The 17,726-nt window shown below is 70.7% G+C and carries 15 protein-coding genes and 1 riboswitch; of the genes, 7 read left to right on the top strand and 8 right to left on the bottom strand.

The genetic code is table 11. From position 1 onward, the window contains the following. Positions 1 to 3 precede the first annotated feature (3 nt). Both pip and D474_RS0124565 read right to left on the bottom strand, forming a co-directional pair. The gene (gene pip, locus D474_RS0124570; RefSeq protein ID WP_017616134.1) at positions 4 to 963 is read right to left on the bottom strand and encodes a prolyl aminopeptidase; all 960 of its coding nucleotides are present in this window, start codon (positions 961 to 963) and stop codon (positions 4 to 6) included. A gap of 75 nt (positions 964 to 1,038) precedes the next feature. Next, complete coding sequence (locus D474_RS0124565; RefSeq protein ID WP_017616133.1) at positions 1,039 to 1,947, bottom strand: DUF4429 domain-containing protein; 909 nt, start codon at positions 1,945 to 1,947, stop codon at positions 1,039 to 1,041. A gap of 206 nt (positions 1,948 to 2,153) precedes the next feature. Between D474_RS0124565 and D474_RS0124560 the strand changes: the two genes are divergently transcribed. Further along, positions 2,154 to 3,869 (top strand): AMP-binding protein, encoded by a 1,716-nt coding sequence (locus D474_RS0124560; protein ID WP_017616132.1) that lies wholly within the window; start codon positions 2,154 to 2,156, stop codon positions 3,867 to 3,869. A 181-nt stretch (positions 3,870 to 4,050) separates the two neighbouring features. Next, positions 4,051 to 5,106 carry a 3-deoxy-7-phosphoheptulonate synthase gene (locus D474_RS0124555; RefSeq protein WP_017616131.1) on the top strand — a complete coding sequence of 352 codons (1,056 nt, stop codon included), beginning with the start codon at positions 4,051 to 4,053 and terminating at the stop codon, positions 5,104 to 5,106. 45 nt (positions 5,107 to 5,151) lie between these two features. On the opposite strand, the gene D474_RS0124550 is transcribed toward D474_RS0124555, so the two are convergent. The 3 genes from D474_RS0124550 to D474_RS0124540 all read right to left on the bottom strand — a co-directional run bounded on the left by D474_RS0124550 (position 5,152) and on the right by D474_RS0124540 (position 9,394). Beyond that, a complete protein-coding gene (locus D474_RS0124550; protein WP_017616130.1) occupies positions 5,152 to 6,387 on the bottom strand; it encodes a metal-dependent hydrolase family protein in 1,236 nt (411 codons plus the stop codon). 96 nt (positions 6,388 to 6,483) lie between these two features. After that, the gene (locus tag D474_RS0124545; RefSeq protein WP_017616129.1) at positions 6,484 to 8,097 is read right to left on the bottom strand and encodes an AbgT family transporter; all 1,614 of its coding nucleotides are present in this window, start codon (positions 8,095 to 8,097) and stop codon (positions 6,484 to 6,486) included. Positions 8,098 to 8,146: 49 nt separating this feature from the next. Next, complete coding sequence (locus D474_RS0124540; protein WP_017616128.1) at positions 8,147 to 9,394, bottom strand: metal-dependent hydrolase family protein; 1,248 nt, start codon at positions 9,392 to 9,394, stop codon at positions 8,147 to 8,149. A 173-nt stretch (positions 9,395 to 9,567) separates the two neighbouring features. Here D474_RS0124540 and D474_RS0124535 point away from each other — a divergent pair, with 173 nt between their 5' ends. Next, positions 9,568 to 10,593 carry an Lrp/AsnC family transcriptional regulator gene (locus D474_RS0124535; protein ID WP_017616127.1) on the top strand — a complete coding sequence of 342 codons (1,026 nt, stop codon included), beginning with the start codon at positions 9,568 to 9,570 and terminating at the stop codon, positions 10,591 to 10,593. Between the two features lie 62 nt (positions 10,594 to 10,655). Here the strand turns inward: D474_RS0124535 and D474_RS0124530 are convergent, their stop codons facing one another. Next, the gene (locus tag D474_RS0124530; RefSeq protein ID WP_026118775.1) at positions 10,656 to 11,558 is read right to left on the bottom strand and encodes a penicillin-binding transpeptidase domain-containing protein; all 903 of its coding nucleotides are present in this window, start codon (positions 11,556 to 11,558) and stop codon (positions 10,656 to 10,658) included. 191 nt (positions 11,559 to 11,749) lie between these two features. Then, positions 11,750 to 11,851: riboswitch (glycine riboswitch) on the top strand. A 146-nt stretch (positions 11,852 to 11,997) separates the two neighbouring features. Between D474_RS0124530 and gcvT the strand changes: the two genes are divergently transcribed. The 4 genes from gcvT to D474_RS0124510 all read left to right on the top strand — a co-directional run bounded on the left by gcvT (position 11,998) and on the right by D474_RS0124510 (position 16,372). Beyond that, positions 11,998 to 13,110 carry a glycine cleavage system aminomethyltransferase GcvT gene (gene gcvT, locus D474_RS0124525; protein ID WP_026118774.1) on the top strand — a complete coding sequence of 371 codons (1,113 nt, stop codon included), beginning with the start codon at positions 11,998 to 12,000 and terminating at the stop codon, positions 13,108 to 13,110. A gap of 60 nt (positions 13,111 to 13,170) precedes the next feature. Then, positions 13,171 to 13,551 (top strand): glycine cleavage system protein GcvH, encoded by a 381-nt coding sequence (gcvH, locus tag D474_RS0124520; protein ID WP_017616124.1) that lies wholly within the window; start codon positions 13,171 to 13,173, stop codon positions 13,549 to 13,551. 7 nt (positions 13,552 to 13,558) lie between these two features. Next, positions 13,559 to 14,827 carry a serine hydroxymethyltransferase gene (locus D474_RS0124515; RefSeq protein ID WP_017616123.1) on the top strand — a complete coding sequence of 423 codons (1,269 nt, stop codon included), beginning with the start codon at positions 13,559 to 13,561 and terminating at the stop codon, positions 14,825 to 14,827. Positions 14,828 to 14,959: 132 nt separating this feature from the next. After that, positions 14,960 to 16,372 carry an L-serine ammonia-lyase gene (locus tag D474_RS0124510; RefSeq protein WP_017616122.1) on the top strand — a complete coding sequence of 471 codons (1,413 nt, stop codon included), beginning with the start codon at positions 14,960 to 14,962 and terminating at the stop codon, positions 16,370 to 16,372. 152 nt (positions 16,373 to 16,524) lie between these two features. Here D474_RS0124510 and amaP read toward each other — a convergent pair whose 3' ends face one another. Continuing rightward, positions 16,525 to 17,115 carry an alkaline shock response membrane anchor protein AmaP gene (gene amaP, locus D474_RS0124505; RefSeq protein ID WP_193374054.1) on the bottom strand — a complete coding sequence of 197 codons (591 nt, stop codon included), beginning with the start codon at positions 17,113 to 17,115 and terminating at the stop codon, positions 16,525 to 16,527. A 2-nt stretch (positions 17,116 to 17,117) separates the two neighbouring features. Then, entirely contained in the window at positions 17,118 to 17,726 is a 609-nt protein-coding gene (locus D474_RS0124500; RefSeq protein ID WP_017616120.1) for a DUF6286 domain-containing protein, read from the bottom strand.

Raw genomic sequence — 17,726 nt, 5'->3', positions numbered from 1 at the left:
CGTTCAGACCTTCGCGAACCGGTCCGTGGCCTCCAGCAGCCGGTCCATGATCCCCGGCTCGCTGAACGCGTGCCCCGCGTCGTCGACGATGTGGAACTCCGCTTCCGGCCACGCCCGGTGCAGGTCCCACGCGGTACGCACGGGCGTGCACACGTCATACCTCCCCTGCACGATCACCCCGGGGATGTGGCGGATACGCTCGGCGCCCTCGATGAGCTGGCCGGGTGTGAAGAACCCGAGATTGCTGAAGTAGTGGTTCTCGATCCGCGCGAACGCGAGAGCGTACTCGGCCCCGGCGTGCTGCTCACGCACCGCGGGGTCGGGCCGCAGCGTGACCGTGGAACCCTCCCACACGCTCCAGGCGCGGGCCGCCTCCAGGCGGGTCTCCCGGTCGGGCGCGTTGAGCCGGCGCGCGTACGCGGCCACCAGGTCGTCACGCTCCTCCTCGGGGATGGGCGCCAGGTAGTCCTCCCACAGGTCGGGGAACAGCATGGACGCGCCGTACTGGTAGAACCAGCCGATCTCCTCCTCGCGCAGGGTGAAGATCCCGCGCAGCACGAGCTCGGTGACACGGTCCGGGTGGGTCTGCGCATAGGCCAGCGCCAGGCAGCTGCCCCAGGAGCCGCCGAAGACCTGCCAGGACTCCACGCCGACCATCGCGCGCAGGCGTTCGATGTCCTCGACGAGGCTCCAGGTCGTGTTCGCGGACAGGTCGGTGTCCATGCCGCTCGCGTGCGGGGTGGACCGCCCGCAGTTGCGCTGGTCGAACAGGAGGATGCGGTACTTCTCCGGGTCGAACAGGCGCCGCTGGTTCGGGTTGGTGCCGCCGCCGGGGCCGCCGTGGAGGAAGACGACCGGCTTTCCGGTGGGATTGCCGCTCAGCTCCCAGTAGATACTGTTGCCGTCGCCGACGTCGAGCATCCCGGAGTCGTAGGGTTCGATCGGCGGGTACAGGGTGCGCACGTTGCAGGCCTTTCCGTGGCTGTCGGGGTGGTGCGCCGCGGGTTGCGGCGCCGGACTTGAACCCGGTCTCCTTCCTCAGATCCGGGCGAGCAGCTCGGCCTTCTTCGCGGCGAACTCCTCATCCGTGACCAGGCCTTCGTCGCGCAACCGACCGAGCTCACGGATCTTGGCGAAGACCGCCTCGCCGCTGTCGCGGTTCCCACCGTCGGGCGCGGCCTCGATCTCCTCGGGACCGGGACCGGCGGCGACGGCCCCACTGTGCGCCCCGCCCCCGGCCAGGTGGGCGTTGACGGTGGCGGCCATGAGGAACGCCTCCTCACTGCCTTTCGCCCCGTGGGTGGCCAGCGTGAAGAAGTCGTGGCTGATGTCGGTGGCCTCGACGATGGTGACCCCGCGCAGCACGATGCGCAGCCACCCCTCGCTGAGGTCCACGGGCGGATGCCAGGTGGCCCGTTCGATCTCCGCGAGGGGGTAGTCGCGGTGCTCCTCGGTGCCCTTGGCGGTGCCGGCGAAGAACCCGTCCCAGGTGAGGCGGACACGGTTGCCGTCGAAGTCGGCTCGCCCCTCCCCCGTGCGGGCGTGGAACGGCAACCGTGCGACCAGGGACCGGGCGACGTCGACGGAGGCGGGGGTCCCGGACGTCTCGCGTTCCATCCGCGCTGACGAGGCGATCTGGTCGGCGAAGTACTCCGCGAGCAGTTCCTTGTCGTGGGGCCCGGTGAGCAGGAGCGGAGTGAGGTCCTCGCTCTCTGCGGCGCCCAGTTCCGCGTATGGATCGGCGCCGTCGACCAGACGCAGGCGCATACGCCACCCGTGCCTGCGGTCGCCCCGGTCGAAGTCGACGCCGGCGATCGCACCCAGGGGGACGGAGCACGACCCGAGGGCCTTCAGGAGCGCGGGGACGCGGCGCCCCGCCGAGAAGGACAACCGGACCTCGTCGGTGCCCAGCCGCCAGGTTCCGTGTCGTCCACGCAGCTCCTCCATGGCCGACATCCTACGGCGGTGGGGTCGCCCCCACACCCGGGAGAACCCGGTCCCTCCCACCCCTTGCACGACAGGCGTCACCCGTCCCGATCCCGGGTAGGAACCCCCGCACGGTCGGTCCGGACGGGGCCCTGGCGCGCACACCGCGAGCACGCCGACACCGCCCCGGCCGGCCTCCCCGTCCCAGCGACCCGGAGGGCGAAGCGATGTCGAACGATGCCTCCGTCGGTGCGGCGGAGTTCCGCGCCGCACGCGATCTGCTCCTGGAGCTGCGTCTGGAGCAGGCCACCGCGCACCACCGGTTCACCTGGCCGGCACCCGACGACTTCAACTGGGCGATCGACCACTTCGACGAGGTCGCCGAGCGCCGCCCCGACCGCACCGCCCTGTGGATCGTCGAGGAGGACGGTTCGCACGCCCGCTACACCTACCGGCACATGTCGGAACGCTCCAACCAGGTCGCGAACTGGCTGAACTCCCAGGGTGTGCACGCCGGCGACCGGGTCCTTCTCATGCTCGGCAACCAGGTGGAGCTGTGGGAGTGCATGCTCGCCGCGCTCAAGCTCGGCGCGGTCCTGTGCCCCACCCCGGTCGCCCTCACCGAGACGGACCTCGTGGACCGACTGGACCGCGGGGAGATCGCACACGTGATCTGCGGACCGCCGGAGACCGAGAAGTTCGCCGGGTTGCAGGGCCACTGGACCCGCATCTGTGTGGGGTACATGGAGGGCTGGCTCAGCTACGCCGACTCCGAGCACGCAGGGCTGGAGTTCCGCCCGCCGGAGCGTTCCGACCCCGGCGACCCGTACCTGATCTACTTCACGTCCGGAACGACGGCGCTGCCGAAACTGGTCACGCACTCGCAGGTCTCGTACCCGGTCGGGCACCTGTCGACGATGTACTGGCTGGGCGTGCAACCCGGTGACGTGCACCTGAACATCTCGGCACCCGGGTGGTCCAAGCACGCGTTCAGCAGTGTGTTCGCGCCGTGGAACGCGGAGGCGACGGTGCTGGTGCTCAACCACCTGCGCTTCGACCCCGACCGCCTGCTGGAGGAGCTCGCCGAACGCGGGGTCGACACCCTGTGTGCGCCCCCGACCGTGTGGCGCATGCTCGCGGAACGGGACATGGCCTCCCGGGACGTGCAGCTGCGGGAGGTCGTCTCGGCGGGTGAGCCACTGACCGCCGAGATCGTGGAGCGGGTGCGCACGGCCTGGGGCCTTACGGTGCGGGACGGGTTCGGGCAGACCGAGACCACGATGCTGGTCGGCAACGCTCCGGGCCAGGTCGTGGTACCGGGGTCGATGGGCCACGCCCTGCCCGGTCACGACATCGTGCTCCTCGACCAGGAGTCCGGGGAGCCGGTGGCCGACGGTGACCCCGGAGAGCTGTGCGTCGACCTCGAGCAGGGGCCCGTCGGTGTGATGCAGGGGTACGCCGACGACAAGGCCCTCTCGCGGGAGGCCACCCGCGGCGGGGTGCTGCACACGGGCGACATCGCGGTACGGGGCAACGAGGGGTTCCTCACGTACGTGGGCCGCACCGACGACGTGTTCAAGGCCTCCGACTACCGCATCTCACCATATGAACTGGAGAGCGTGCTGTCGGAGCACCCTGCCGTCGCGGAGGTCGCGGTGGTCCCCTCCCCCGATCCCCTGCGGCTGTCCGTGGTCAAGGCGTTCGTGGTCCCGGCCGAGGGAGCCTCCCCCGACGAGGAGACCGCACGGTCGGTCCTCGATTACTCGTGGGAGCGGTTGTCCCCGTACAAGCGGGTCCGACGGGTGGAGTTCACCGAACTGCCCAGGACGGTCTCGGGTAAGATCCGGCGGGTGGAACTGCGGCGCGCGGAGGCCGACCGCGGATCCGTCATCGACGGGTCCCGCAACCGCCACGAGTTCTGGGAAGAGGACCTCGTGGACTGACCGGCCGGCTCCCCCCGAAGAACGGACACCCCCACCCGTCTCACTTTGTGGGACACAGGTTCGTTCGCCCTGTCGGAATCGGCAGCGCCTCCGCAGCGTCCACTCCGGAAAGAGCGGACTCCCGCCGGGCGCCGAGGCCCGGCACGGACACCCGTGACACTCGTACCGAGGGGAAGGCACGATGCCGAGCACGAACGACACGAGGGTGGCCAGTTACCAGCCGCTCATCGCCCCCAAGGACCTGCTGGCCGAGCTCCCCCTGGGCGCCGAGAGCAGCGCCCTGGTGGCCGACGCCCGCACCGAGGTCAAGCGGGTGCTGGACGGCCAGGACGACCGCCTCCTCGTGGTGGTGGGGCCGTGCTCCGTGCACGACCCCGCCTCGGCGATGGACTACGCCCGGCGCCTGAAGGCCTTCGTGCCGTCGGTGCGCGACGAGCTGTGCGTGGTCATGCGCGTCTACTTCGAGAAGCCGCGCACGACCGTGGGGTGGAAGGGCCTGATCAACGACCCGGCCCTGGACGACACCTACGACGTGCACCGCGGCCTGCGCACCGCCCGCGAACTGCTGCTGGACATCAACGAGCTGGGTCTGCCCGCGGGCACGGAGTTCCTCGACCCGATCACCCCGCAGTACATCGCCGACGTCGTCTCCTGGGGCGCGATCGGCGCGCGGACCACGGAGAGCCAGGTGCACCGCCAGCTGAGCAGCGGCCTGAGCACGCCGGTCGGGTTCAAGAACGGCACGGACGGCGACGTGCAGGTGGCCGTGGACGCTGTGGGCGCCGCCGCCGCCTCGCACACGTTCTTCGGTGTGGACCCGCGCGGCGCCGGTTCGGTCGTGGTGACCGACGGCAACCCGGACGGCCACGTGATCCTGCGCGGCGGCCGCGGCGGCCCGAACTACGACGCCGCGCACGTGGGCCAGGCCCTGGACGTGATCGAGGGCGCGGGGCTGCCCCGCCGTCTGATGATCGACGCCAGCCACGCCAACAGCGGCAAGGACCACAAGCGCCAGCCGACCGTCGCCGCCTCGATCGGCGAACAACTCGCCGAGGGCCAGAAGGGCATCGTCGGTGTGATGCTGGAGAGCTACATCGAGGAGGGCAACCAGAAGCTGGGCGACCCCGCGGAGCTGACCTACGGGCAGTCCATCACCGACAAGTGCATGGGATGGGAGACCACCGAGAGCGTGCTCTCCGGCCTGGCCGAGTCGGTGCGTCAGCGCAGGAAGGCCTGACGGGCCCGGACGGGCCTCACACGCCCAGGCCCGGAGGGGAGGCGGTCAGCGGATGTCCTTGACCGTCTCCCCGCCCTGCAGCACCAGCTCGACGTTGGCCGGGTCGCCTAGCAGGGACACGTCGGCGAGCGGGTCTGCGGCGCACACGACGAGGTCGGCGAGCTTTCCGGCCTCCACCGTGCCCACCCGGTCCACGGTGCCGTTCAGCTCCGCGGCGTCCCGGGTCCCGGCCACGATCGCCGCCATCGGGGACAGCCCCACCGAGACGAGCTGGGCCAGCTCGCGCAGGTTCCTCCCGTGCTCGGAGATGCCGGCATCGGTGCCCATGGCCACACGCACCCCGCGCGCGACGGCGTGCGAGACCCGGCGGTAGGTCTCTTCGGCCAACGCGCGCTTGGTGTCGATCGCCTTCTGCGTCATGAGGTGGGCTCGGTCCTCGAAGTCGAACGTGGCGAGGGTCGGCACGAGGAACGTGCCGTGCTCCAGCATCAGGTCGATGCCCTCGTCGTCGATGAGGTAGCCGTGCTCGATGCTGGTCACCCCGCCGCGCACCGCGTTGCGGATCCCCGCGGCGCCCTGGGCGTGCGCGGCGACCGGCCGCCCGCCGTGCTTGGCGGTCTCGGCGACGATCGCGGCGATCTCCTCCTCCGTGACGCCCTCGTCGGTCGGTCCGTCCGAGGGGCTCGACAGGCCGCCGGTCGCGCAGACCTTGATGACGTCGGCACCATCGCGCACCAATCGGCGCGTGGCGACCACGGCCTCCTGCGGGGAGTCGGCGATCTCCACGGTGGTGTGCTCGCAGTCGTGCGGGTTCTGCCCGGACGGCAGCGTGAAGTCCGCGTGTCCGCCGGTGTGGCTCATCAGGCGCACCGCCATCTTCATGCGGGGGCCGCGCGCCAGGCCGCACTCCTGCGCGATCCGGAACCCGGTGTCCGCCCCGCCCAGGTCGCGCACCGAGGTCACGCCGGCCTCCAGCGTGCGCCGCATCCGGTCGCCGGCCTCGAACGCGTGCAGGCTGCGCGACACCGAGGCGTTGTTGGTCGCCAGGTCCTTGCCGCTCTCGAACTCCATGTGCACGTGCGTGTCGATGAACCCGGGCAACACCGTACGCCCCCCGAGCGTCACCTCACGGTCGCCGGGGCGGCTCTGCGGGGCCTGTGCACGCGGTCCGGCGTAGGCGACGGTGTCTCCCTCGACCACGACCACCGCGTCGGTGTCGGGGGCGGCCCCGGTCCCGTCGATGAGGGTGAGGTCCCGGTACAGGGTCCTGGTGGCGGTCATGGACAGCTCCTCGTGGAATCGGGTGTCGGTGGACGGGGAGGGGGGTCGGGGCCGGACCCGTGACAGGCCCGGCCCGGGTGGTCGTTCGGCGGGTAGTCAGATGTGCGGGTACATGCCCGGGCCCACCGGGATCTCGAAGAAGTAGAACAGCGCGAGCACCACGGTCCACAGCACCAGGAAGACCACGGAGAACGGCAGGGCCCGAGCGACCACCGTTCCGATGCCGGCCCTGGGCTCGTACTGGCGGAGGAACCCGAGGATGATCACCACGTACGGGCTCAACGGCGACAGCACGTTGGACGTGGAGTCCCCGACGCGGAAGGCCGCCTGGATGAACCCGGGTTCGTAGCCGAGGACGGCGAACATCGGGACGAACACCGCGGCGAAGAGTGCCCACTGGGCAGAGCCGGAGATGATGAACAGGTTGATCAGGAAGGCCAGGACGATGAAGCACACGACCGCACCGAAGCCGGTGAAGCCCGTTGCCTCCAGGCCCTCCGCCCCCTTGATGGCGATCCAGGTCGAGACCCCGGTCCAGTTGAAGAGCTCGAGGAACTGGGCCATGACGAAGGCCAGCACGATGAAACCGGACATCTCCTTGATGCTGTGGCCCATCATCACAGCGATGTCCGAGCCCCGGGAGATGCTCCTGGTCACCAGGCCGTAGGCCACGGCAGGGATCGCCAGTGTCAGGAAGACGAGGAACACGACCGAGTCGAGCAGCGGCGATTCGGGGAGGAACGCGCCGTCCGCGTTGCGCATCGGTGCGCCTGACGGCAGGGTGACCAGGAGTACGGCCGCGAGCGTGACCAGGAGCGAGACCCCTGCCCACCGCAGGCCCGACTTCTCGGCCCGGGCCAGCTCGGGGTCCATACGCATGTCGGGCCGGTCCTCGTCCACCGGGCCCGAGGTGGTCTCCTCCGACTCGACCTTCTCCCTGGTGACGTCGCTCCGTTCCAGAGAGGGTTCCAGTACCCGGTTGATCAGGAAACCGCCGACCAGGGTCAGCACCACCGAGATCGTGAAGGTCAGGAAGTGGTTCGAGACCGGGCTGACATGGGTGCTGTCCAGGTGCTCGACGGACTGTACGGCAGTGTTGGTCACACCCGACAGGAGAGCATCGGTGCTGGTGATGAGCGGGCTGCAGCTGAAGGCCGCGGTGGCCACGGCGAAGCCGCCCAGGAGACCGGCCACAGGATGCCGTCCCGCAGCCTTGAACACGAGCGCGGCCAGCGGCGGGACGACGACCATGGCGGCATCGCTCATGATGCTCGCGGCCACCGCCACGAATGCGACGACGTAAGGCAGCAGCCACCCGGGGGCACCGGCGAACGCCTTGCGGACGAGAGCGTTGAGCAGACCGGTCCGCTGCGCGAGGCCGACCCCCAGCAGGACGGTCAGGACCACGCCGAGCGGCGGGAACCCGATGAAGTTGTCGACCAGGGTCGTCGACAGCCATGTGAGGCCGTCCGCGCTGAAGAATCCGCGGATGTCCTGCGGTCCCTCGCCGCTGTCAGGGACTTCGTAGGTCGCGCCCATGGCCGACATGACCGACGAGGCCACGGCGACGATCGCGAAGAGGACGAGGAAGAGGATGAAGGGGTCGGGGATCTTGTTCCCCACCCGCTCGATGCCGTCGAGCGTGCGGGCGAGAAGTCCGGGACGGTTCTCCGGACCGGATCCGCCTCTGCGGGGGTTCTTGGTGGGCATGGGTCACCTCGAGGGATGTGGGGCAGCGGCGGCGCTCCGTGGCCGCGGTTCACGCGAGGGCGGACCCCTTGTACACCGCGCCGTCCTTGACGACGGCGGTCACACGCGCAGGGTCGCCGAGGGCGGTGACATCGCTCAACGGGTCGCCGGAGCAGACCACGACGTCGGCCCGCTTGCCGCGCTCCAGGGTCCCGATCCGGTCGGAGAGCCCGAGGAGGACGGCTGCGTCACGCGTTCCGGCCAGGACCGCGTGCTCAGGTGAGAGCCCGTGGTCCACGAGCAGGGAGAGCTCCTGCAGGTTGCGCCCGTGGGCACAGATGCCGGAATCGGTGCCGAGGGCGACGTTGACCCCGGCACGCAGTGCAGCGGTGATGTTCTCGCTCAGGTGCTCCTGGAGCCTGAGCTTCTTGGCCACCGCGTAGTCGGCCGACCTCTCGGGGTCGGGCGGGGTGGTGGCGGTCGACAGCGTCGGGACGAGGTAGGCACCGGACTCGAGCATGAGCTCGATGCCGCGCTCGTCGATCTCGTATCCGTGCTCGACGCTGGTCACACCCGCGGTGAGAGCGTTGTGGATACTGCGGGCGCTCTGGGCGTGGGCGGCCACGGGCACACCGTGTGCGGCGGCCTCGCGGACGACCACTCCCATCTCCTCGACGTTGAGGCCGTCGTGCCAGGGGGTGTCGCGAGGGCTCCACACTCCGCCGCTCGCCATCACCTTGATGACGCCGGCCCCCTTGCGCATGACCTCGCGGGTGTTGCGCAGGGCCTCGGTGACACCGTCGGTGAGCAGGGAGATGCCGCCGTCGGGGCCGAGGACGGTGCCGGAGTCGAACCCGCAACAGGTGCGGAAGTCGCCGTGCCCGCCGGTGGGCCCCAGTGCCCGGTAGGCGGTGACGATGCGAGGGCCGGGGACGAGCCCTTCGTCCACGGCTCTCTGCGTGGCCATGTCCAGCCCGGCCAGGTCCCGCACGGTGGTGACACCGGCCTCCAGCGTGGCGGCCAAGCGTGGCAGGGCGGTGTAGTAGCCGTAGTGCGGGGGATGGTCGAGCAACCGGGCGGGGTTCATCCCGTCTCCGGCCATGGCCATGTGAACGTGGGTGTCGACGAACCCGGGCAGGATCGTCCCGCCACGGGCGTCGATCTCGCGGTGGGGCCCGTTGATCTCCGGGAGCTCGGAGGCCGGGCCGACCCAGTCGACGAGGCCGTCGTGGACCACGACCGCGCCGTCGTGGACCGGCGCGGCCCCCGTGGCGTCGAACACGGTGCCGCCTCGCACGACCAGGGTCGGATCCACCATCGCTGACTCCCTCTCCGCACCCCTGCATCCATGATGCGGAAAACGGGGTGCACATCGCTGACATCTCACCGAAACACACAGCTCAGAGCCGTGGAACGGGTATTGCGGCAAGCTATGTGGTGTGAACGATAAGGTCAGAAAATCGCCGGGAACCAACACTTGAAGGGCCTCAGATGCCGGAATCCACCATCCCGGACGAACTTGAACTGAGCCTCGTCAACGCCCTGCAGATCGCACCGAGGGCCACCTGGGCCGAGCTCGCGCCCGTCCTCGACGTGGATCCCACGACCCTGGCCCGTCACTGGCGCCGGTTGGAGAGCGAGGGGCTGGCGCGCATCGCCGCCTTCCCCCGGCGCAGGCTCATGGCCCGGCGGAACGTGGGATACCTGGAGTTGAGCTGCCGCAACGGCACCGTCGAGCACGTCGCGGGGATCCTGGCCGAGGACCCCGACACCCTGAGCATCCAGTTCGTGGCCGGATCGCACCAGCTCATGCTCACCGTCGTCCCGGGCGCGGGCATGGCCGACTACCTGCTCTCACGCATCGGCGGGATCCCGGAGGTGGTCTCCTACCGGGTGCACGTGGTGACCCAGGTGCCGCGGGAGGCGTTCCGGTGGCAGATCCGTGCCCTGTCCCCCGCCCAGCGCCGCGCGTTGCAGGCCCTGGCTCCGCGGGACCGCGCCGACGCCACGTCCGAGCGGGTCACCGGGCTCGACCAGCGCCTCGTCGATCTGCTGTGCTTCGACGCGCGGATGGGGTACCAGACCATCGCAGAGCACCTGGACATCGCGCCCACCACTGCCGCACGGCGCCTCAACCGGCTGTTGCGGGCGGGGCTGCTCGGGCTGCGCTGTGACATCTCACGCCAGCACATGGGGTTGCCCAGCGCCGCGACCCTGTGGGGCACTGTCGAGCCGGAGGTCCTCGACCGCGCCGACAACCTGGGCGAACGCATCCCCGAGCTGCGGTTGTGCACGACCATCGCCGGCCCGGAGAACGCGCTGTTCATCCTGTGGCTGCGCGACGCCCCCGACCTGACCAGGGTCGAGCGCGAGCTGCTGGCCGAGCTGCCGGGGCTGCGCATCGCCGACCGCCGCATGACCCTTCGCACGTTCAAGTTCATGGGCGGGGTCATGGACAGCGACCAGCGCTTCGCCCGCTCGGTGCCGTTCCTGCTCGGAGCCCCCGCCTCCGACTGAGCGCACGGAGGCGTCACGGACCGTCGGCCGGGCCGGTCTTCGGCACCTGCGAGCGGTGAGGGTCAGGAGGGGAGCACGCCCAGCTGGTCGAGGAGTTCGCGGCCCAGGGGCTCGCGCTGCTGCATCTGCGTTTCCTCGTCGGCATCCAGGCGCAACGCGAACGTGTGCAGGCCCTCGCCGTTGTCGACCCAGCCGATCCACCAGCCCGGGGACGGGTCGGCCTCTGCGCTCCAGCCCTCCGTCGCGTACAGGGAGTAGTCCTCTCCCTGTTCGCGCAGCACGACTTCGTGCAGGGCCTCCTGGTGCTCGTGACCGACCGGGAGTTCGGCACGCGCCAGCCCGGCCAGGAACACCGTCTGTTCCATCGCCGAGATCTCCAGCGGGCCCTCCAGCCAGTCGTGACCGTCCTCGTTCTGCTCGTCCACCGCACGGTTGCCGTAGTCGAACCGGTCGACCCAGGTGTGCAGCGCGTCGGCGCCCACCCGGTCGGCGAGCTCGCGCTGCACGGCCACGTCGGAGTCGGGAAGGGCCTCGCGCAGGCTCACGGCGCCGCCGGAACCGTCGTTCTCGATCTCCTCGTCGACGTCGGCGACCGCACCGGTCTCCAGGGCAACGAGGCTGTTGGCCAGCTCGAAGGTCGGGCCCGGAACGACCCGTTCGCGGGCCAGGTCGGCGCCCACGACCGTCGACGTCCCGCTGTGTACGTCGTGCAGCACGAAGGTGCCCTGGACCCCTGCCTCGTCGAAGACCGCTTCCAGGTCGTCGCGCTCCTCGGTGGGGACGTCGCCGCGGCCCATCTGGCTCACGTCGGCGGAGTTCTCCATCTCGTTGGGATCGCTGCCGTCAGCGGAGCAGGCCAGGCCCGCCATGACCGTGAGGACCCCGGCGGCGGCCAACCCTCCGCGCGCACCTCTGACGGGTCGTCGTACGAGCGTCGGTCCCCGGCTCCCGGTCTCGGTTCGCACAGGCCACCCCTTCGACATCGACGGGCTCTGTCCACGGACACGCTAACCGCTCTCGCACACCGGAGGGGGAGGGTTAGAGCCGCCACCGACCCGTGAGAACGACCGAAACCCCACGGGCACGGGCGTGCGGTACACGGACGGTGGTCGGCCTTCTGTCGATCAGGCGCCGCTGCTAGGCTGAACCCCGTTGCTGACCCCGTACGGGAGAGTGCCCGAGCACCCAGCTCGGGCCGCCGAAGGAGCAATCCCTCCCCGACAGACAACCTCTCAGGCCACCGGACCGTACGGGCGAGACCACTCTGGAAAGCAGGGACCGAAACCGTTCCCTCGCCGAAGGTGCAAGCCACGCCGCGCGCGGGTGAAGCTCTCAGGCACCGATGACAGAGGGGGAGGATGGCAACGCCACGCACGACAGACGCCCATCCTCTCGGGAGTGCCCATGCCAGAGTCCCCGGCCGAGCCACGCGCCACGGCCTTGAAAGACGTGCACGAGAACGCGGGCGCGACCCTGGTCGACTTCGCCGGCTGGCTCATGCCGCTGCGCTACGCCAGCGAGACCGCCGAGCACAAGGCGGTGCGCGAGGCCGCCGGCCTGTTCGACCTCTCCCACATGGGCGAGATCCGTGTGAGCGGGCCCGATGCGGCCGCGGTCATGGACCACGCCTTCGTCGGGTTCCTGTCCAAGGTCAAGGTCGGCCGTGCCCGGTACACGATGATCACCGGAACCGACGGCGGGGTCCTGGACGACCTCATCGTCTACCGCCTCGGCGAGGACGAGTACCTCGCGGTCGCCAACGCCGCCAACGCCGACGTGGTCGCCGCCGCCATGGCCGAGCGCGCCGAAGGCTTCGACGCCCGGGTCGAGGACGAATCCGCGCAGTACTCCCTCATCGCCCTCCAGGGGCCGCGCTCCGCGGAGATCCTGGCGCCCCTCACCGACGCCGACCTGGGCGAGATCCGTTACTACGCCGGGTACGAGCACACCGTCGCCGGCGTTCCCGTGCTGCTCGCCCGCACCGGCTACACGGGCGAGGACGGCTTCGAGATCTTCGTCGAGCCGGCGGAGAAGGCCCCGGAGATCTGGACCGCCCTCGCCGAGCAGGGCTCCGGCCTCGGACTGGTGCCCGCCGGGCTCTCGGCCCGCGACACCCTGCGCCTGGAGGCCGGGATGCCCCTGTACGGCCAGGAGCTCTCCTCCGACCTCACGCCCTACGACGCCGGGCTCGGCCGGGTCGTGAAGCTGGAGAAGGAGACCTTCGTGGGCCGCGACGCCCTCGAGGAGGCCTCCCGCACCACCCGGCCCCGGCGCCTCATCGGCCTGGTCTCCCGCGGACGCCGTCCCCTGCGCAAGGACCAGCAGGTCCTCCGCGACGGCGAACCCGTGGGGACCGTCACCAGCGGCGCGCCCTCCCCCACCCTGGGCCGCCCCATCGCCATGGCTTACGTGGACGGCGAGCTCGACACCGCGACCGGCGCGTTCACCGTGGACGTGCGCGGCCGCGCCGAGGCCGTCGACGTGGTCGAGCTGCCGTTCTACCGCCGCGACACCTGACGGGCGTCGCGCAAGACCTGGCACGGCAGAAGATTCAGAGCACCTCCAAGGAGAGTTGAAGTGAGCGTTCCCACGGAGCTGGGTTACACCGCCAAACACGAGTGGGTCGTCGTGGAGGACGGGATCGCCACCGTCGGCATCACCTCGTTCGCCGCCGAGTCCCTCGGGGACATCGTCTTCGTCGAGGTGCCCGAGGTCGGCACCGAGGTGACGGCGGACGAGCCCGCGGGCGAGGTCGAGTCCACCAAGTCCGTCAGCGACATCTACTCGCCGGTGAGCGGTGAGGTCGTCGAGATCAACGAGTCCCTCGAGGACTCGCCCGAGGCCATCAACTCCACCCCCTTCGGGGACGGCTGGCTGTTCCGCGTGCGGGTCTCGGAGGAGCCCACCGGACTGCTCTCCGCCGAGGAGTACACGAAGCTGACCGAAGGCGAGGAATAGGCCGAACATGGCTAGCGACAACACGCTCGACCAGTCCCTGAGCGAACTGGACCCCGAGGTCTCCAAGGCCGTGGACGCCGAACTGGCGCGCCAGCGCGACACCCTGGAGATGATCGCCTCGGAGAACTTCGCCCCCCAGTCGGTCCTGGAGGCCCAGGGCACCGTCCTGACCAACAAGTACGCCGAGGGTTACCCGGGCAAGCGCTACTACGGCGGCTGCGAGAACGTCGACGTCGTCGAGCAGCTGGCGATCGACCGCGCCAAGGAGCTCTTCGGCGCCGAGTACGCCAACGTGCAGCCCCACTCGGGCGCGCAGGCCAACACGGCCGTCTACTTCAAGCTGCTCTCTCCGGGCGACACGATCCTGGGTCTGGACCTGGCGCACGGCGGCCACCTGACCCACGGCATGAAGATCAACTACTCCGGCAAGATCCTCAACCCCGTGGCCTACCACGTGCGTGAGAAGGACGGCACCGTCGATTACGACGAGGTCGCCGAGCTCGCCCAGGAGCACCGGCCGAAGATGATCGTGGCCGGCTGGTCGGCCTACCCGCGCGAGCTGGACTTCGCCCGGTTCCGCGAGATCGCCGACAGCGTCGGTGCGCTCCTCATGGTCGACATGGCCCACTTCGCCGGTCTGGTCGCCGCGGGTCTGCACCCCAACCCGGTTCCGTACGCGGACGTGGTCACCACGACCACGCACAAGACCCTGGGCGGCCCGCGCGGCGGCATGATCCTGGCCAAGGCCGACCTGGCCAAGAAGCTCAACTCCGGGGTCTTCCCCGGTATGCAGGGCGGTCCGCTGGAGCACGTCATCGCCGCCAAGGCCGTCTCCTTCAAGGTCGCCGCGAGCGAGGCCTTCGCCGAGCGCCAGCGCCGCACGGTCGACGGTGCCCGCCTGCTGGCCCAGCGCCTGAGCCGCCCGGACATGGCCGAGGCCGGCGTGAAGGTCCTGACCGGCGGCACCGACGTACACCTGGTCCTTGTCGACCTGGTCAACTCCCAGCTCAACGGCCAGGACGCCGAGGACCGCCTGCACGGGGTCGGCGTCACCGTGAACCGGAACGCCGTGCCCAACGACCCGCGTCCGCCGATGGTCACCTCCGGGCTGCGCATCGGTACCCCGGCCCTGGCCACCCGCGGGTTCGACGACGAGGACTTCGCCGAGGTCGCCGACGTCATCGCGGAGGCGCTCAAGCCCGAGTTCGACGCCGAGGGCCTGCGCGCCCGTGTCCAGGCGCTCACGGTCAAGCGCCCGCTCTACCCGAACCTGTAGGGCATCCGGGCGGGTGCGGGCCGGCGCCCCCGGGCAACGGCNCCCCCCCCCCCCCGCCGTGCGGGGCCCGTGGGGCCACGGGCCCCGCACGGTTCCCACCCAGCGCCACGGTGCTCGATGAGGAGGCCAGCCATGGCGATCAGTGTCTTCGACCTGTTCTCGATCGGGATCGGCCCGTCGAGTTCGCACACCGTCGGGCCGATGAGGGCGGCCCTGACGTTCGCGGAGTCCGTCACTGGCGAGGAGTACGCGGCGCGGGTGCGGCACGTGCGCGCCGAGCTGTACGGGTCCCTGGCCCAGACCGGCAAGGGGCACGGCAGCGACACCGCAGTGGTCCTGGGGCTGCTGGGCCACACCCCCGAGGGCGTGGACGTGGACGCGGTCCCCGGCCTGGTCGAGCGCGCCCGGGAGGAACGCCGCGTACTGCTGGGCGGGCCCGAGGGGCCCGAGGTCGACTTCGACCCGAGCGTGGACGTGGACTTCCGTCGCAAGGAGAGCCTGCCCGACCACCCCAACGGGATGCGCTTCGTGGCGCTGGACGAGCACGGCTCCGAGCTGGACGCGAAGATCTACTACTCCGTCGGCGGTGGTTTCGTCGTCGACGAGCGCGCGGCCGGCGCCGACCGCATCAAACCCGACGACACGGTGCTCCCCCACCCCTTCGACACGGCGGAGGAGCTGCTGGAGATCTGCGCGGACACCGGGAAGTCCATCAGCTCCGTCATGCTCGCCAACGAGCAGGCTTTCGGGCGCACACCCGCGCAGATCCATGACGCGCTCCTGGAGATCTGGACCGCCATGCGCCAGTGCGTGCGGCGCGGTGTGACCACCGAGGGCAGCCTGCCCGGCGGACTCAAGGTGCCCCGCCGCTCCCACCGCCTCTACCGCCAGCTCGGCGGGCAGTGCGACGACGACGGCCTCATGGCACCCACCTCGCCCGACCCGGACCCGATGCGCGGTAGCGACTGGATCACCCTGTACGCGCTGGCCGTCAACGAGGAGAACGCCGCGGGCGGCCGTGTGGTGACGGCGCCGACCAACGGCGCGGCCGGGATCGTCCCGGCGGTGCTCCACTACTACCTGCACTTCAGCCCCGGCGCGGGGGACGAGGGTGCGGTCCGGTTCCTGCTGACCGCAGGGGCGATCGGGATCCTGTTCAAGCAGAACGCGTCGATCTCGGGTGCCGAGGTCGGCTGCCAGGGCGAGGTCGGTTCGGCCTCCTCCATGGCGGCTGCGGGGCTGGCCGAGGTGCTCGGCGGCACCCCGTCCCAGGTCGAGAACGCCGCTGAGATCGCCATGGAGCACAACCTCGGTCTGACCTGCGACCCCATCGGCGGCCTGGTCCAGGTGCCGTGCATCGAGCGCAACGCGCTGGCGTCGGTGAAGGCGATCAGCGCCGCACGGATCGCGCTCCGCGGCGACGGCAGCCATTTCGTGTCGCTGGACAAGGTCATCAAGGTCATGCGCGACACCGGCCGGGACATGCACGACAAGTACAAGGAGACCTCGCGCGGCGGCCTCGCCGTGAACGTCATCGAGTGCTGAGGCCCGGTTGCGTCGGGGCGGCGCCCTCGGGCATCGCCCCGTGCGAGCTGCTCAGGGTGTGTGCAGCAGGGCGTTGATCTGCGGGACAGGGGCGTGCGCCAGACTGTCCGGGCGGGGTCCAGCCGGTCGGAACCTCCGACCGGAACCCGGCGTCAGGCAAGGCTCCGGCGTGCGTGGCGCGACGGCGCGGTCATGGTCATGCGCACCACCGCGGGGACCTCGTCGAGCCCGAGGGAGCGGCGCAGGTTCGCGAGCGCCTCACCGCGGACCCGGTTCCAGATCTGGGCGACGTCGGCGTCCTCGTCGAGCGTCAGCGCAAGGCGCAGGTGCGGGTGGTGCACCGATTCGGTCAGGTGGACGCGGACCCGGCGGACACCGGGATAGTCTCCGACCTCGCGCTCGACGGCGTCGCTGACCACGCCCTCGTCGATCAGAACGCGGCCCTCGCCCCCGCTCTCCAGCGACAGGCGCCGGACCGTGTCGTGAATCCCCTGTGCCATGAGCCAGCGCAGCGAGAGGAAGGCCGCCACGAAAGCGACCGCGACGACCACGTACGGCACCCACTGCTGGGCGAGCACCCCCTGCACCACGTCGTTGAGGAGCGTCTGGCCGGCCGGGCCCGCACCGAGGAGCCCCTGCCCCACAGCGAGGGCGGCCAGGCCGACGAGCAGGAGCACGGTGCCGACCACGGCCAGCCCCAACCGGTTGCCGCGCGCCGAACGGCGGTATCTGTCCCTGGCCATGGTCACCCCTCCGTGTACCGCACGTCGGTGTTGATGCGCATGTTGCGCAGGGGAGCGAGTTCGGCCAACCGCTGCTCGACCGCCCGGGTCACCTGCTCGGGCAGGTCCGAGGAATCGCGCAGCCCGGTACTCACGTGGACCCGCAGCCGGTTGCCGCGCACGGTCACGTCGGTTCCGTCGACCCCGCTCACCCCCTGGGCGGCCGCGGCGACGGCACGGCGCAGGGCGGAGCGGGTCAGGCCGACCACGAGAGCGGGGTCGTCCGTGCGCAGTGCGGTCCAGTGGCCGCTTCCGGGCGCGAGTGCGAGCACGATCAGCAGGAGCCCGATCAGCGCCAGCACCGCCGAGGCGATCTGCACCGAGGGTTCGGACCACGTCGTGGTCTCGGCGTACCCCGTGGCGGGGCCCACCGGGAACAGGCGCAGCGGGGTTCCGGCCAGGGCAGCGATGACCTCGGCCGCCGCGACCACCGCGAGCACCAGGACCAGAAACCCGGTGATGACGGCCGGCCACGAACGCCGGGGCCGGAAGGTGTGCACGGCGACGCGCCGCGCACGGCGTGCGGCGGCGCTCTGATCGGGGCGGCCCAGGGCCTCTTCAACGGTGGTCAT

It is taken from the genome of Nocardiopsis salina YIM 90010 (assembly GCF_000341025.1).
GTDB lineage: Bacteria > Actinomycetota > Actinomycetes > Streptosporangiales > Streptosporangiaceae > Nocardiopsis > Nocardiopsis salina.
This window is presented reverse-complemented; position numbering and strand designations above follow the sequence as displayed.